The following is a 16,393-nucleotide window of genomic DNA, read 5'->3' on the forward strand; positions in this document are numbered from 1 at the left end:
AATCAATTGTGCAAAGAGTAGGCGCATCAGCCAGCTAATCCTTTAAAATTGAGTTGATTATAACCCTCTCTTTTTAAAAAGAATTCATCGTTATGCGCGCCTCCCGTTTTTTTATGTCCACGCTCAAAGAAGCTCCATCCGACGCTGAAATCGTTAGTCACAAACTGATGATGCGCGCCGGCATGATCAAACGCATCAGTTCCGGCATTTATACCTACATGCCGATGGGCTTGCGCGTAATCCGCAAGGTCGAAAACATCGTGCGCGAGGAGATGAACCGTTCCGGAGCGGTGGAACTGCTGATGCCGGTGGTGCAGCCGGCCGAACTGTGGCAAGAAACCGGGCGCTGGCAAAAATACGGCGCCGAACTGATGCGCGTCAAGGATCGCCACGGTCGTGACTTCATCATCCAGCCGACTTCGGAGGAAGTGATTACTGACATCGCCCGCACCGAATTGCGCTCCTATCGCAAGCTTCCGGTGAATTTTTACCATATCCAGACCAAATTCCGCGATGAGCGCCGGCCGCGTTTCGGCTTGATGCGCGGGCGTGAATTCACGATGAAAGACGCTTATTCCTTCGATCGCGACCTGGACGGACTGAAGCAGTCTTACAAGATCATGTATGACGCTTACACGCGGATTTTTAACCGTTTTGGCTTGCAATTCCGTGCGGTGGCGGCTGATAACGGCGCCATCGGCGGCACCGGTTCGCACGAATTCCACGTTATCGCCGCTACCGGCGAGGATGCCATCGTGTACTGTCCCAACTCGGATTACGCTGCCAATATGGAAGCGGCCGAATCCTTGCCTTTGAACCCGACCCGTGCTGCGCCGACCCAAGCGCTGACCAAGACGGCGACACCTGGCAAAGCTAAATGCGAAGCGGTAGCGGAATTGCTGGAAATCCCTTTGACGCACACCATCAAGTCGATCGTGCTGACTGTTGAGAAAGAAGCAACCGATAAAGAAGCCGCAAGCAAGGAAGTCTGGCTGCTGATGCTGCGTGGCGACCATGATTTGAATGAAATCAAGGTCAACAAGATCCCTGGCCTGGCCGGTTATCGTTTCGCCACGGAACAGGAAATCGTCGAATATTTCGGCACGCCGCCAGGCTATCTGGGACCAGTCAATACCAAGAAGCCGGTTACCGTGGTGGCGGATGTCACCGTCGCCAACATGCATGACTTCGTCAGCGGCGCCAACGAAGTGGATTTCCATTTCACCGGCGTCAACTGGGGCCGCGACTTGCCCGAGCCGATGGTGTTCGACATCCGCAATGTGGTTGAAGGCGATCCATCGCCGGACGGCAAGGGCGCATTGGCCATCCTGCGCGGGATCGAAGTCGGCCATGTATTCCAGCTGGGAACCGCCTATTCGGAGTCGATGAAGGCGACTTTCCTGGATGAGAACGGCAAGCCGCAACTGCTGCAGATGGGGTGTTATGGAATCGGCATTACCCGCATCCTGGGTGCTGCAATTGAACAGAATTTCGACGACAAGGGCATCATCTGGCCGACTGCTATCGCGCCATTCGAAGTGGTCTTGTGCCCGATGGGCTATGACCGTAGCGAGGCAGTCAAAGCCGAAACCGACAAATTGTATGAAACGCTGTTGGCGGCTGGCGTCGACGTGATTCTGGACGACCGCGGCGAGCGCCCGGGCGCGATGTTTGCCGACTGGGAGCTGATCGGCGTGCCGCATCGCGTGGTGATCGGCGATCGTGGTCTCAAGGATGGCCAGCTGGAATACCAGGGACGACGCGATACCGAGGCCACCACAGTGCCGCTGGCAGAGGTGGCAGCGTTTATTAAAAATCGTCTAGTTTCCTAAAAACAACAAAATGGCGGCGCAATGGGTTTTTGCGCCGTTTTCTTTGCGTTTTCTTTGTACTTTCTTTGTATACTCGACCCAAAATAAAAGTGCGTTTTGGGGAGTGTCGATTGCGTTGGTCTCGCTGGCTTGGCTTGTTGCCGATATTGCTGCCTTTATTATTTGGCAGCATGGCGCATGCCGGCAATCAAAAAGAAGAAGAGCTGGCGGATTCGGTCCGCCTGGCTTTGTCGCGCGCCATCAGTGACGCCCGTCCGCCGAAACCCAAATTTTCCGACATCGATCAGCGCATTCAGTATCTGTATTGGCTGGGCGAAATGTCGGAGCGCCTGAAGAAGAAATTGCCGGATGCGCAAATGCGCATCGAATTCCTGGAAACCGCCTGGTATGAAGCCAAGCGCGCCGGTCTCGATCCAGGCATGGTACTGGGCCTGATCCAGGTCGAATCTGCATTCCGCAAGTACGCGCTATCCAGTGTCAGCGCCCACGGCTACATGCAGGTCATGCCGTTCTGGACCCGCGTGATCGGCGATGCCGACCGCAGCAAATTATTCAACATGCAGACTAATCTGCGTTACGGCTGCTCGATTCTGCGGATGTACATCGATATGGAAAAGGGCAACCTGTATCTCGCGCTCGGCCGCTACAACGGCAGCCGCGGGCGTCCTGAATATCCCAATGCGGTGTTGGCAGCGTGGAAGCGCTGGGAATATAAGGACGATCTGCCAATCCATACGGTTTCCGCCCGCCAGTAGCTCTCCCTATGGCCGACGGCCATCCAGGCGTGGCCGGCCCGTCCAGCACCGGATATACTGACTGGCACCACAGTTTGATGAAGTCTGCACAGTATGACTGACGTATGGTCTGTATCCAAACGCTCGGAAGTCATGGGGCGTATTCGCTCACAAGATAACCTCTCGACTGAGGGGCGGCTTATCGCAATTTTTCGGGCCAACAAGGTTTCCGGATGGCGTCGAAGGCAAAATTTGTTAGGGAAGCCGGATTTTGTCTTTCGCGAGTGCCGTGTTTGTGTGTTTGTAGACGGTTGTTTTTGGCATGGCTGTCCCAAGTGTTACCGGCGCCCCTCATCCAACCAGTCGTATTGGGATCAAAAGGTTCAACGCAATGCGGCACGAGACCGTTTTGTGTCGAGGGAACTGAAAAAGCAAGGATGGCAAATCCTTCGAATATGGGAGCATCAGTTATCGGAGGTGGCTCGCGGGCGGCTACTGCTTCGATTTCGACGGTATGGTCTCACAAGGTAGCAGTGCAAGCAGGCGAATAGATCCGACGAGGCGTGGCGAGACATGCCGCAAATGCGGATGGATTCACCTTTTAATTTGCGTAGAATTCGGCGATGATGGCGCTTGCGGAATTTATTGCTGTTCAGCTCGCCCGCCAATGACGCGATTGGCGCCGCGAGCAAAGTATTGATAACTTGAATCGAGAAAATCATGGGAACCTACTACGAATTTTTTGCGGGTGGAGGAATGGCCCGCTCTGGGCTCGGCCCTGAGTGGGATTGCCTCTTTGCAAACGACATCAGCGAAAAGAAGGCTTCGGCATACAAGGAAAATTGGGGCGGCGATCATCTGCACGTCGGCAACGTGTTTGATGTGAAAGCCCGTCAACTCCCTGGACACGCCGACCTCGCGTGGGGTTCGTTTCCATGCCAAGACCTTTCTCTTGCTGGCAACGGCAAAGGACTCGACGGAGAACGCAGCGGCGCGTTTTGGGGATTCTGGAAGCTAATACGAAGCTTGAATCGCGAGGGGCGGAAGCCCCGTGTGATCGTGCTTGAAAATGTATACGGAACGCTGACATCGCACGACGGCAAAGATTTTGAGCAGATCGCAAAAGCTGTGGCGTGTGAGGGATATGTGTTTGGCGCCGTTGTTATGGATGCTGTGCATTTCACCCCGCAATCTAGGCCCCGTCTTTTTATTATCGGCGTTGACGCTGGTCTGGCCATTCCTGAACACATACACGCATGGCTGCCCACACCCACATGGCATCCTGATGCGGTTATTCGCGCCTATAACCAGTTGCCGCTTGCGGCCAAGACAGCATGGAGATGGTGGAATCCTCCGGCGCCAAATCAGAGGACGGGCATTCTTGATGACATCATAGAAGCCGATCCTGCTGGCGTCGCGTGGCATACTCCGCAAGAAACAAAAAAATTGATATCCATGATGACCGATCTGAATCGGAGGAAAGTCATGGAGGCGCAGCGGCATGGCACCGTGAAAGTGGGAACTATCTATCGCCGAACTCGCGAAGGGGGGCAGCGTGCGGAGGTTCGCTTTGATGGCGTGGCCGGATGTTTAAGGACCCCAGCAGGCGGGTCGAGCAGGCAAACAATCATGGTGGTCGATGGTCCAAACGTGCGAACGCGTCTAATCTCGCCGCGCGAAATGGCCAGACTGATGGGCCTGCCGGATACCTATCGACTACCCGCACGATACAACGATGCTTATCACTTGCTGGGTGACGGTGTTGTGGTTCCCGTCGTCACCCATCTGAATGACCACATCCTTTCTCCGATACTGCGGAATAACCAACAATTACAAGACGCCGCGAATTTTTAATCGGCGCTACCAAGTGTGAAAAAACCTAAAAAAGCAAAAAAGACTTGAACCGAGGACTCGCCAGCAGCAACCATTAACTTGGATGCTCCTGTATCAGCGCCAACTCTCACGACCACAGAGCTGCCCTTCGAAACGGAACAGCTAAGGGTAGAGCTTGCAAAATTCCTTGGTCAGCCCTATCCAATTCCGGGTAAGCCGAAAATGCGATTGGGTGCGGTCAAGTGGGGAGTCTATGCGTTTTTTGACTACGATGATGAGCCAATCTACGTTGGTCAAACTAAGGAAATGTTGGGGACTCGGATTCGGCGCCATTTGACAAACCAACGAACGGATGCGGTAGCGATGAACGTGCTTGATCCGTTTGAGGTTCACACGATAGCAGTATGGCCCCTGCCAGACTTTCAAGGGACAGTAGCCAAGAATTCTGCCGCTATTGCTCACCTCAACGCATTGGAGCATGCCGTATTTAAGCGGTTGCTTGCTCAGTCGGAATTCAATGCAGTTCTGAATGAGAAAGATCCCCCGTCTCCAACGGTAAAGATAGAAATTCCGGAGGAAGTTCGAGGGCGCATCGTATCGGATGATGTAAGCAAATTGAGAGATCATCCAGATTTGCGGATAGCCAGACGTGCGGCAACGCTTGCTAAGCTCGCCCAGGTCATTAGCGAGCGAAAAGTTCAAAAGGGATTGCGGCGAACTTTGTTGGCACAGGCGACGCGACTGCAATCACTCGCAAGCAAGCGATACGAACATGCTGCGGACACGGCGGAAGACGACGAGTAAGACGCCAATATCTTCATAGGGGCTCGAGAACCAAATTTGATAAGGATTGAGGGAAATAGCCGTAGGGAGTGGGCATAAATGCGTGCCTACCCCCTACGGAATCTATAGAAACAAAAACGCCCGCGTGATGCGGGCGTTTTTGTTTGGCACTCAGGGCGACGCGTTGAACAATGTCCAGCCAGGCCCTAAGCTTTATTTCAAGTGATCGGAAATGAGTTTAGTCATTTCAAACATCGACACTTCTTTTTTGCCGCCAAAGACAGCTTTCAATTTTTCATCTGCAAGGATATTGCGCTTGTTTGCCGGATTTTGCAGATTGTGCTTCTTGATGTATTCCCAAACCTTCTTGGTAACTTCTGTGCGTGGCAGCGGTGTCGCGCCGACAACCGCAGCCAGGATGGCTGATGGTGTCAGTGGTTTCATGAATGCTGCATTCGGCTTGCGCGCTACAGTACCGGTTGCAGTCACTTTTTTAGGAGCTGCCTTTGGCGCCGATTTAGTCGGTGCTTTTGCTGGTGCTGCAGCTTTCTTTGCCGCTGGTTTTTTTGCTGCTGTGGCCATCTTTGAGCCTCCTTCAGGGATAGTGAAAAAATGCGTCAAGCACGCATCGCTAATAGTGTTGCGCTTTTCCTGGCGATGCAAGCGTTTTTTACGGGTTTGTGCGGGATTTGATACGGAAGCGGAGCCGCCGGCCACGCTGGGAGAAACGCCGGTTGGCGGGCTTATGCGGCCGGTTGGTGCTGATTTTCGCTATTCTTCGCAGCATTCAGGGGTGGTAACAAAGTCCGCAGCTGCCGGTTAGCGGCTTCACGGAGCCGGCCCGATTTTGCGAAAAGCCTTGCAAGTCAATGACTTGCAAGGCTTTCGAGGGCGAAATGAGCGTACTTCGACCGTACTGCGACCGTTATCGATACAGGGGCTATCGCATCCCAGGCATCATGCCTTTCATGCCGCGCATCATTTTCATCATGCCGCCGCCCTTGAGCTTTTTCATCATCGACTGCATTTGGTCGAATTGTGACAGCATGCGATTGACTTCCTGGACTTGCACCCCGGCACCGATGGCGATGCGGCGCTTGCGCGAAGCCTTGATCAACTCCGGTTTGGCCCGTTCCTGGGCGGTCATCGAATTGATGATGCCCTCCATCCGCCGCACTTGTTTTTCTGCCTGGTCCATATTGGCGCCGCCCGCCGCCTGCTGGAATTGCGCCGGCAATTTGTCCATCAGGTTCGACAAACCGCCCATTTTCTTCATCTGGCCGAGTTGCGCCTTGAAGTCGTTCAGGTCGAATTTGCCGCCGCCCTTGATTTTGTGCGCCAGATCCTTGGCTGCCGCGACATCGACGCCTTTCTGCGCTTCTTCGACCAGCGCCAGGATGTCGCCCATGCCGAGGATGCGGTTGGCCATGCGGGTTGGATCGAAAGCTTCCAGTCCATCCAGTTTTTCGGCAGTGCCGGCAAACTTGATCGGCTTGCCGGTGATGTGCCTTACCGACAGCGCGGCGCCGCCACGCGCGTCGCCGTCCAGTTTGGTCAGCACGATGCCGGTCAGCGGCAGCGCATCGTTGAACGCCTTGGCGGTGTTAATCGCATCCTGGCCGAGCATGGCGTCGACCACGAACAGCGTTTCGATCGGATTCACGGCAGCATGAATCGCGCTGATTTCCTTCATCATCGCTTCATCTATACCCAGCCGGCCGGCCGTGTCGATGATCAATACGTCGTGATAATGGCGTTTGGCGTAATCCAGCGCGGCCAGTGCGATATCGACTGGCTTGTCTGTCGTTGCGGTCGGGAAGAAGTCGGCGCCGACCTGTGCCGTTACGGTCTGCAGCTGGCCGATTGCGGCCGGGCGATAAACGTCGGCGGAGACAGTCAGTACTTTTTTCTTCTTTTGTTCGCGCAGATATTTGGCGAGTTTACCGACAGTGGTGGTTTTACCCGCACCTTGCAGACCCGCCATCAGGATGATCGCCGGCGGCTGAGTGGCGAAACTCAATTGCGACGCCTCGGGACCGAGATCGGCGCCCATCAGCGAGGCCAGCTCGCGCTGCACCACGCCGACCAGGGCCTGGCCTGGTGTCAGCGATGCAATCACTTCCTCGCCTAATGCTTTTTGCTTGACGTTGGCGATGAACTCGCGCACGGCAGGCAGGGCGACGTCGGCTTCCAGCAAGGCCAGACGTACTTCGCGCAGCATTTCAGCGGTGTTGGTTTCGGTAAGGCGCGCTTCGCCGCGCATGGTTTTTACTACTTTGGCGAGGCGTTGGGTAAGATTGTCGAGCATGGGTAACAGCGTTTCCAGAAGAGGTGCAACAAACCGGTACGAACCGGATTCGCGTAATGAATACGCCGATTCGCATTAAAAATGAATACGATGATGCTTGTAGCCAGACATTTTACCCGATGCCGGCCGAATTCTGCGTTGTTGCCAGTCCCGGGCCGAGGTTTCCTGGTGTTTGTTGATTATTCGTCAATTTCCGGCATAGCTGCTGAAAATCAGAGCACATATTGTTGTATCGGGATTGGTAGCAGTCATCGCGCCGTTGAGACGCCACATGTTGTAAACTTACACGATGCAAACATATCTTTTCGTTCTGGTGGCGCTGCTATATATAGGCTGCACCTTTTTGCCGTCGAGCCGACGCCAGACTATTTCCATCCTTGTTGCTTCTGCATGGCTGCTGCATGGCGCCGTGCTGTGGGCCGACGTCGTCGGGCCGCAAGAGTTGCGCGTCGGATTCTCGATGATGCTGTCGGCAACTTTATGGGTCTCGGTAGCCGCTTATTGGCTGGAAAATCGCAACTACACGTTGGACGGCCTGCGGGTCCTGGTGCTGCCGATGGCGGCGCTGGCAGCGATCCTGCCGGCGGTTTTCCCGGGAAACATGGTGCCTCTGGGCGGCAAGTCGCCGGTGTTCTTGTGGCATATCGTCATTTCCATCCTGGCCTATAGCACCCTGACTATTGCCGCATTCCATGCGGTATTGATGGTGCTGCAGGAATCGCGTTTGCACACTCGCCCGGGCGGAGCTAAAACCGGCTGGTTCGGTGTTGCGCTGGATCGCCTGCCGGCCCTGTTGACCATGGAAAAATTGTTGTTTCGCCTGATCGCTTTCGGTTTCTTCTTGTTAACGCTGACGGTGCTGTCGGGCGTGGTGTTTTCTGAAGAGTTGTTTAACCAGGCCTTCAAATGGGATCACAAGACCATTTTCACCATGCTGTCGTGGGCCTTGTTCGGCCTGTTGCTGGCGGGCCGCAAATGGCAGGGCTGGCGTGGCCGTACCGCGCTCAGTTTTACCCTGACCGGATTTGCCATTTTGTTACTGGCGTATGTAGGGAGCCGTTTCGTGCTTGAGGTTGTGTTGCATCGGGTATTGGTATGAAACTGATTATTTTAATTGTCATCGTGCTGGCGGTAATTGTCTGGCTACAGCGTCTCAAGAAAAATCTTGGCCGGCATCGTTCCGATCGTGCAGCTTCAGGCGGATCGGCTTTCCCCAACGCCGCCGAATCCGCTGCGGCCGAGTCCTCGCAGGTTGAAGCCATGGTTGCCTGCGCCCATTGCGGCATGCATTTCCCCGCATCGGAAGCGCTTGCCGATGCATCCGGCACGGTTTTCTGCAGTGCGGAGCACCGCCGCCTGCATTCGTCCTAGATCCTGTCCCGCTTTGAGCCGTGACGACTATTTCAGGCCTTGGGCCGAGGCCGGCGCGCTTGAGGCCATTGTGCCGCCGAATTCAACATGCTTCGTGAGACAGGACATATACGCATGACGAGTTCCAGCCACAGTTCCAACCTCATCCCGTTGAACGATAAGCCGGACACGTTCTGGCGCACGCTGCAAACCTTCAACGTGACGCGGATCGTGGTTGCGATGGTCATGCTGGCCTATCTCAGCACCCAGAGCAAAAGCGAAACCTGGTTCTCTCAGCTGTTTACGAATCCGCAAACTTGCAGCGTCTACCTGCTGTGCGCCGGCGTCTTCACGGCGATCACCGCCTATCACCATCGCCATTACATGGCGCAGATTGTATTGCCGATCACGGTGGACATGATCGCGGTGTCGATCTTGTATATAGGTGCTGGTGGCGCCAAGGGCGGTTTGGCGATCCTGTATCTGTTTCCTTTGGCCGGCGCCGCGATCCTGGCGCCGCTGCTGTTGGCGTTGTTGTTCGTTTCAATTGCGACCATCGTATTGCTCGGGGAAAGCGGTTACCAGATTCTGCAGTCGGCGCCGGACGCCTCCACCCTGCAAGCCGGCTTGTATGGCGGCGCCTTCTTTTTTGCCGTGCTGGTGATTAACCGCCTTGCCAACAAACTGATCAAGCAAGAGGAGCTGGCGACTCAGCGCGGCAGGGATTTGCGGGTGCAAATGGACATTAACCGCATTGCGATCAAGGACATGGGCGATGGTTTGCTGGTGGTCGACCCGGTTGGCACTTTGATCATGGCAAATCCGGCGGCAGAGCGCATGCTGGGTTTGTCACTCTCTGATGAAGACCAGCAGCACAAATTGAGCGATTATGCGGTGCTGGCGCCAATCACGGATGCCTTGTTTGCTTGGGAATCACATGTAAGCGACCTGCCGCGCACGGTTTCCCGGACAGTAGGAGAGGCGGTTTTCGTCACCATTAAACATACCGATGATCTTGGCCAAGGCCAGGAGGCGGCTGTCGGCTGGAGCGGGCGGCGCGAACTGGCGGCGCATTTGAAAGTGCGTTTTGCCGCCGTCAGGATGCGCGAACTGAGTGAGTATCGCGCAGTGATCTTTTTGCAGGATGTCAGCGAAATTGAAAACCAGGCGCAGCAACTGAAGCTAGCTGCCATGGGCCGCCTGACCGCCAGCATCGCGCATGAGGTGCGCAATCCGCTGGCATCGATTTCGTATGCCGCGACTTTGCTGGCGGAAGATGCCACCGAGTCGGCCGAGATGCGCCTGCTGACGATTATCGATGACAATGTGGCGCGCCTGAATCGCATGATTGAGGATATCCTGAAGCTGTCACGCAAGGCGCAGCGGCAGCTGGAGCCGATTCTGCTGGCACCCTTGTTGCACGATATCGTCAGGGATTTCAGGCAAACCCATGCAGTGGCGCCGGCTGCGATTGCCTTGCAGATCGATGCGGCAGATCGGCAGAGTGTCTGGTTTGACCCGCTGCATTTGCGTGAAGTAGTGACAAATCTGTTGTCGAACGCAGTACGTTACGCCAGTGCCCGGCCAGGCGCAATGCGCTTGCACGTCATGTCCAGCGTGGCGGAGCGCCTGGAATTGCATGTGCAGGACGATGGCGAACCGATTTCTCCGGCGGTCCGGGCGCACCTGTTCGAGCCGTTCTATACCACTTCCAGCAAAGGCACCGGATTAGGCTTGTTTTTAGCGCGCGAGTTGTGTTTGAATAACGGCGCGCTGCTCGATTATGAATACCGGCATGATGTACAAGGACAGAATTCCAGCCACGTAAGTGGTCGTTTTGTTATTGCGTTTGCTGCCCACGACCCGGTGTCCCTTGCCGATTAGACTTGACTGAAAAAGACGAATGCCATGACTTCACCCCGTATTCTGGTCGTTGATGACGAAGCGCACCTGCGCGAACTGCTGGAAATAGCATTGGTAAAAATGGGACTGGATGTTGATAGCGCAGAAAGCTTGACCGCAGCGCGCAGCCATTTGGCGCAAAATGACTATGCCTTGATCTTGACCGATATGCGCCTGCCCGACGGACTGGGGATCGAACTGGTGCGCGAAGTCACTACCGGCGAAAAGGTCATACCGATTGCCGTGATTACCGCCTACGGCAGTGCCGACAATGCCGTCATGGCGTTGAAGGCCGGCGCTTTCGATTATTTGTCGAAACCGGTGGCGCTCGATCAGCTGCGCTTGATGGTGCAATCGGCATTGCGTGTCGGTAAGCCGGTCGAAAACCAGCGCCCGGCAGCAGATGCCAAAATCCGCTCAAGCTCTGCGTTACGCCTGATCGGTCAATCTGCCGCCATGCAAGAGTTGCGCACGCAGATCGTCCGTCTGGCACGCAGCATGGCGCCGGTGGCGATTACCGGCGAATCCGGCAGCGGCAAGGAATTGGCGGCGCGGGATATTCATGCGCTCAGCCCGCGTGCCGACAAACCGTTCGTCGCCGTCAATTGCGGCGCAATTCCGGAAGCTTTGATGGAGGCCGAGTTCTTCGGCTACCGTAAAGGCGCATTTACCGGCGCTGCCGACGACCGCGACGGATTTTTTCAAGCTGCGAACGGCGGCACCCTGTTATTGGACGAGGTCGCCGACCTGCCGCTGGCGATGCAAGTCAAGCTGTTGCGCGCGATCCAGGAGCGCCGGGTGCGCAAGGTCGGGGCCACGGTGGAGGAGGCGGTGGACGTCCGTCTGGTCAGCGCCACCCATCAGAATCTGGCCGAGTGCGTCGAATCAGGTAGATTTCGCCAGGATTTGTACTATCGTTTGAATGTCATTGAGTTAAAACTGCCACCGCTGCGAGAGCGGCTGGATGACATCGGTCTGCTGGTCGCTGCGATCTTGGGACGCTTGTCGGCGTTTACCCCGCAGGCGGAGCAGGTGACGTTGGCGCCGGCGGCTTTGGCGGCGCTGCGTGCTTATGCATTTCCGGGAAACGTGCGCGAACTGGAGAATATCCTGGAGCGCGCGTTGGCGTTTGCCAACGACGGCGTGATAGAGGTGGCGGATCTGGGTTTGAAGGGGGGCAGCCAAGGGCGGCCCGCAGAAGCTGCAGAGATACGGGAACCTGGCGATCATCAGTACTACGAAGCCGGGATGGCTGGCAGTGCCACGGCGATGAGTCTGGAGCCGCTTGTGGCTGGCCTGGCCGGGGTGGCCGCTATTACAGCGCAATTCAACGGCGCCGAACTGCCGCCATCGCTGCCGGACTATCTAGACGATATCGAACGCGACGTGATCCGGCAAGCCCTGACGCGTACGCATTTCAATCGTACCAAGGCAGCCGATTTGCTGGGCATCAGCTTTCGCCAGCTGCGCTACCGGATGCAGCGCTTGTCGATTCATGAGCAGGATTAATGAACAGGATTAATGGGCAGGATCAAGACTAGAATTAAGGCCAGGTAACAATGACGGAGCAGCAGACATCGCTTTCCCCCTGTTTTTCAATCGGTGCAGACGGCTGGTGCCGTCCCGAGGAAGTGGTGCGCCAGTCGTCACCCAACTGTGATGTCCGGCCCGATGGTTGCGTAGCGGATTTGCTGGTAATTCATAACATCAGCCTGCCGCCGGGACAGTTTGGCGGCCATTATATTGCCGACCTGTTCGGCAATCGCCTGGATTATGACGCCCATCCTTATTTCGAGCAGTTGCGCCCGCTCAGGGTTTCGTCTCATTTCCTGATACTGCGCGACGGCGGAGTGGTCCAGTTCGTCTCTGCCAATGATCGTGCCTGGCATGCGGGCGTGTCGTGTTTCGAAGGCCGCGAGCGCTGCAATGATTTTTCAATCGGGATCGAGCTGGAAGGCACCGATTTCGAACAGTTTCCGGCATTGCAATATCGAGCGCTGGCTGCATTGACCTATGCCTTGCAGTTGCGTTACCCTCTCGCCGCAGTGACCGGGCATGAACATATCGCGCCCGGCAGAAAGACCGATCCAGGTCCGTTTTTTGACTGGACCCAATACCAGCAAGCCTTAGCCGGGCATATGCAGCAGGCCTCCGGCAAATTGCCTTTGCGCTTTCCTGCCATAGATAAAAAAGTCAATTGAATAGTCTCTTTTTGCATATAAAAAAGATCCCACTTTTGGATTGCATCGGCACGGTCTAGGTACTACAATTAGTAAAAATCAAATCCAGAAACCTATATGTAGTGTTTTTCGTATCTCGTCCGTGGCTTGTTTTGCATGGTCTGTCCACCGTGTGGTGTTTTGTTTTTGTACTCATATCAGTATGAATGCAGGTGTCGGGCAGGCTGCTCAGCGGCCTCTGGGTTTGTTGCAGGTCTATTGCAGTTTCTATTGCAGTTTCAATATTTAACAACGCTGTTTTTCTCTTTCTATCTGAATTCGGGCATCTGTCATGAACGCCCGCCGACAGGTAGTCGGTGCAGTAATGAGTGACGCAGCAATAGCAGTATCTGAACCATCAACGGTTCCAAGGTCTAATTAATAACAGCAGGCGTAATTGTTTCGCCTGTTTTCACAGTCTCGGGAGGCTCAGTGCAATCTACTCAAGAAATTTCCGTTAAATCATCAGCCGACGTCGCTGGTGTTCCGCCATCAACCGGTAGCGGCTCTCCCGTCAAGGTTTCCAGCAGTTTCGGCGATTACCGCATCATCCGCCGCAACGGCGCCGTGGTCGGCTTTGAACCATCCAAGATCTCGATCGCTGTCACCAAGGCATTCCTCGCAGTCAATGGCGGCCAGGGTGCTGCATCGGCACGGGTACGCGAACTGGTCGAGCAATTGACTTCCAACGTCGTCGCCGCATTGGTGCGCCGGCAGCCGAATGGCGGCACGTTCCATATTGAAGACATCCAGGACCAGGTTGAACTGTCCCTGATGCGCTCCGGCGAGCATGACGTGGCACGTGCCTACGTGCTGTATCGCGCCAAGCGCATGGAAGAGCGTTCGCAACAACAGAGCGGCGCCAAGGCAACCGTAGCCGGCACCGAATTGTTTGTGACCGAAGATGGCCAACGCCGCGTGTTGGACATGAACCAGGTGCGTGACCTGATTACCGCTGCCTGTATCGGTCTGGAAAAGCACGTCGACGCTGAAGCCATCCTGGCCGAGACCGTCAAGAACCTTTACGACGGCGTGCCGGTCGAAGAACTGCACAAATCGGCGATTCTGGCAGCCCGTGCGCTGATGGAAAAAGACCCTGCCTACAGCACGGTCACCGCGCGTCTGCTGATGCACACAATCCGCAAGGAAGTATTCGGCAAAGAAGTGGCGCAAGCTGATGCACCAGCGGAATATCTCGAATATTTCCCGAAATTTATCAAAAAGGGTATTGAATCCGATCTGCTGGATAGCAAGCTGGCGCAGTTCGACCTGAAAGCACTGGGCGAAGCATTGAAGCCGGAGCGCGACCTGCAATTCGGTTACCTCGGCCTGCAAACTTTGTACGACCGTTATTTCCTGCACGTCCGCGATATCCGCATCGAAATGCCGCAAGCGTTTTACATGCGGGTAGCGATGGGCCTGGCGCTGAATGAAGTCAACCGCGAAGCACGCGCAATCGAGTTTTACAACCTGTTGTCCAGCTTCGATTTCATGAGCTCGACACCGACCCTGTTCAATTCGGGCACACTGCGCTCGCAACTGTCGTCTTGCTATCTGACCACCGTTGCCGACGATCTCGACGGCATCTACGAAGCCATCAAGGAAAACGCCTTGCTGGCCAAATATGCCGGTGGCCTGGGTAACGACTGGACCCCGGTGCGTTCGCTGGGCGCCCATATCAAGGGCACCAACGGCAAATCGCAAGGCGTGGTGCCGTTCCTGAAAGTGGTCAACGACACTGCTGTGGCAGTCAACCAGGGCGGCAAACGCAAGGGCGCGGTATGTGCCTACCTGGAAACCTGGCACATGGATATCGAAGAATTCCTCGACCTGCGCAAGAACACCGGCGACGATCGCCGCCGCACCCACGACATGAACACAGCCAACTGGATTCCAGACCTGTTCATGAAGCGCGTCATGGAAAAGGGCGAGTGGACCCTGTTCTCGCCAAGCGATGCGCCGGACCTGCACGACAAGGTCGGCAAGGCCTTCGAGGAAGCCTACACCGGCTACGAAGCCAAGGCTGCCCGTGGCGAACTGCGCCTGTTCAAGAAGATCCAGGCGCTCGATTTGTGGCGCAAGATGCTGTCGATGCTGTTCGAAACCGGCCATCCATGGATTACCTTCAAGGATCCATGCAACATCCGTTCGCCGCAGCAGCACGTTGGCATGGTCCACAGCTCGAACCTGTGCACCGAGATCACGCTGAACACCAACGAATCCGAGATCGCCGTATGTAACCTGGGTTCGGTCAACCTGCCGGCGCACATGAAAGACGGCAAGCTGGACCACGCCAAATTGCAGAAAACCATCAATACTGCAATGCGCATGCTGGATAATGTGATCGATATTAACTATTATGCAGTGAAGAAGGCGCGTGATTCCAATCTGCGGCATCGTCCGGTTGGTCTCGGTATCATGGGTTTCCAGGATTGCCTGCACATGATGCGCGTACCTTATGCCTCGCAAGCAGCGGTTGAATTTGCCGACAATTCGATGGAAGCGGTTTGCTACCACGCTTATTGGGCTTCGACCGAACTGGCGGAAGAACGCGGCCGTTACAGCAGCTATCGCGGTTCCTTGTGGGATCGTGGCATCCTGCCGCAAGATTCCGTGAAACTGCTGGCTGAAGAGCGTGGCGGCTATCTCGAAGTCGACATGTCGGAAGCGCTGGACTGGACCGAGTTGCGTGCCCGCATCAAGGAATTCGGCATGCGCAACTCGAATTGCGTAGCGATTGCACCGACCGCCACCATCTCCAACATCATCGGCGTATCGGCTTGTATCGAACCGACTTACCAGAACCTGTACGTGAAATCGAATCTGTCCGGCGAATTCACTGAAATCAATGAATACCTGGTGCGCGACTTGAAAGCCCGTGGTTTGTGGGATGAAGTGATGATCTCCGACCTCAAGTACTTCGACGGCAGCCTGGCCAAGATCGATCGCATTCCGCAAGATCTGCGCGAGATTTACGCCACTGCATTTGAAGTTGAACCGTCCTGGCTGGTGGAAGCGGCGTCGCGTCGTCAGAAATGGATCGACCAGGCGCAATCGCTGAATATCTATATGGCAGGTGCATCGGGTAAAAAGCTCGACGAAACCTACAAGCTGGCATGGTTGCGCGGTCTCAAGACCACTTATTACCTGCGCACCATTGGCGCAACGCATACTGAAAAATCGACCTCCAAAACCGGCGCGTTGAATGCGGTTTCGGTAGATGGCGGCGCCAGCGGCGGTGCGGCAGCGACTTACGGTACAGGTACAGCTGCTGTTGCAGCTGCGCCACAAGAACTGGATGGGCCGGCGTGCACCATGCGTCCTGGCGATCCTGGGTTCGAAGAGTGCGAAGCTTGCCAGTAAAGCTGTTCAGGTAAAACGAAACAATTGCAAAGAAAGTAGGGTGGGCACAGGCGCCTACCCTACGAAAGA

Annotated in this window: 13 protein-coding genes; 11 read left to right on the forward strand and 2 right to left on the reverse strand. The window is 55.5% G+C overall.

The features are described from left to right. Window positions 1-92: 92 nt before the first annotated feature. From KHU29_RS13730 to KHU29_RS13750, 5 genes are all read left to right on the forward strand, one after another. The gene (locus tag KHU29_RS13730; RefSeq protein ID WP_211453352.1) at window positions 93-1,832 is read left to right on the forward strand and encodes a proline--tRNA ligase; all 1,740 of its coding nucleotides are present in this window, start codon (window positions 93-95) and stop codon (window positions 1,830-1,832) included. Window positions 1,833-2,002: 170 nt separating this feature from the next. Further along, window positions 2,003-2,587 carry a lytic transglycosylase domain-containing protein gene (locus tag KHU29_RS13735; protein WP_246542042.1) on the forward strand — a complete coding sequence of 195 codons (585 nt, stop codon included), beginning with the start codon at window positions 2,003-2,005 and terminating at the stop codon, window positions 2,585-2,587. 93 nt (window positions 2,588-2,680) lie between these two features. Continuing rightward, window positions 2,681-3,097, forward strand: a complete 417-nt coding sequence (locus KHU29_RS22550; RefSeq protein WP_211453354.1) for a very short patch repair endonuclease — start codon at window positions 2,681-2,683, stop codon at window positions 3,095-3,097. A gap of 189 nt (window positions 3,098-3,286) precedes the next feature. Then, window positions 3,287-4,420 (forward strand): DNA cytosine methyltransferase, encoded by a 1,134-nt coding sequence (locus tag KHU29_RS13745; RefSeq protein ID WP_211453355.1) that lies wholly within the window; start codon window positions 3,287-3,289, stop codon window positions 4,418-4,420. Between the two features lie 78 nt (window positions 4,421-4,498). Continuing rightward, a complete protein-coding gene (locus tag KHU29_RS13750; protein WP_211453356.1) occupies window positions 4,499-5,203 on the forward strand; it encodes a GIY-YIG nuclease family protein in 705 nt (234 codons plus the stop codon). Between the two features lie 192 nt (window positions 5,204-5,395). Here KHU29_RS13750 and KHU29_RS13755 read toward each other — a convergent pair whose 3' ends face one another. Together KHU29_RS13755 and ffh are read right to left on the reverse strand one after the other, a co-directional pair. Next, the gene (locus KHU29_RS13755) at window positions 5,396-5,764 is read right to left on the reverse strand and encodes an SWIB/MDM2 domain-containing protein (RefSeq protein ID WP_092415250.1); all 369 of its coding nucleotides are present in this window, start codon (window positions 5,762-5,764) and stop codon (window positions 5,396-5,398) included. 358 nt (window positions 5,765-6,122) lie between these two features. Then, complete coding sequence (gene ffh, locus KHU29_RS13760; RefSeq protein WP_211453357.1) at window positions 6,123-7,490, reverse strand: signal recognition particle protein; 1,368 nt, start codon at window positions 7,488-7,490, stop codon at window positions 6,123-6,125. Between the two features lie 289 nt (window positions 7,491-7,779). Between ffh and KHU29_RS13765 the strand changes: the two genes are divergently transcribed. The 6 genes from KHU29_RS13765 to KHU29_RS13790 all read left to right on the forward strand — a co-directional run bounded on the left by KHU29_RS13765 (window position 7,780) and on the right by KHU29_RS13790 (window position 16,324). Beyond that, complete coding sequence (locus KHU29_RS13765; protein WP_211453358.1) at window positions 7,780-8,589, forward strand: cytochrome C assembly family protein; 810 nt, start codon at window positions 7,780-7,782, stop codon at window positions 8,587-8,589. After that, a complete protein-coding gene (locus KHU29_RS13770) occupies window positions 8,586-8,861 on the forward strand; it encodes a PP0621 family protein (protein ID WP_211453359.1) in 276 nt (91 codons plus the stop codon). Before KHU29_RS13765 ends, KHU29_RS13770 begins: the two co-directional genes overlap by 4 nt. A 114-nt stretch (window positions 8,862-8,975) precedes the next feature. Then, window positions 8,976-10,724 carry a sensor histidine kinase gene (locus KHU29_RS13775; protein ID WP_211453360.1) on the forward strand — a complete coding sequence of 583 codons (1,749 nt, stop codon included), beginning with the start codon at window positions 8,976-8,978 and terminating at the stop codon, window positions 10,722-10,724. Window positions 10,725-10,748: 24 nt separating this feature from the next. Then, window positions 10,749-12,251, forward strand: coding sequence for a sigma-54-dependent transcriptional regulator (locus KHU29_RS13780; RefSeq protein ID WP_211453361.1), 1,503 nt, complete (start codon window positions 10,749-10,751; stop codon window positions 12,249-12,251). 50 nt (window positions 12,252-12,301) lie between these two features. After that, on the forward strand, window positions 12,302-12,943 hold the full coding sequence (ampD, locus tag KHU29_RS13785) for a 1,6-anhydro-N-acetylmuramyl-L-alanine amidase AmpD (protein ID WP_211453362.1): 642 nt from the start codon (window positions 12,302-12,304) through the stop codon (window positions 12,941-12,943). A 450-nt stretch (window positions 12,944-13,393) separates the two neighbouring features. Continuing rightward, window positions 13,394-16,324 carry a ribonucleoside-diphosphate reductase subunit alpha gene (locus KHU29_RS13790; protein ID WP_211453363.1) on the forward strand — a complete coding sequence of 977 codons (2,931 nt, stop codon included), beginning with the start codon at window positions 13,394-13,396 and terminating at the stop codon, window positions 16,322-16,324. Window positions 16,325-16,393 lie beyond the last annotated feature (69 nt).

Origin of the sequence: Collimonas antrihumi (genome assembly GCF_018304965.1) — a bacterium.
Lineage (GTDB): Bacteria > Pseudomonadota > Gammaproteobacteria > Burkholderiales > Burkholderiaceae_D > Collimonas > Collimonas antrihumi.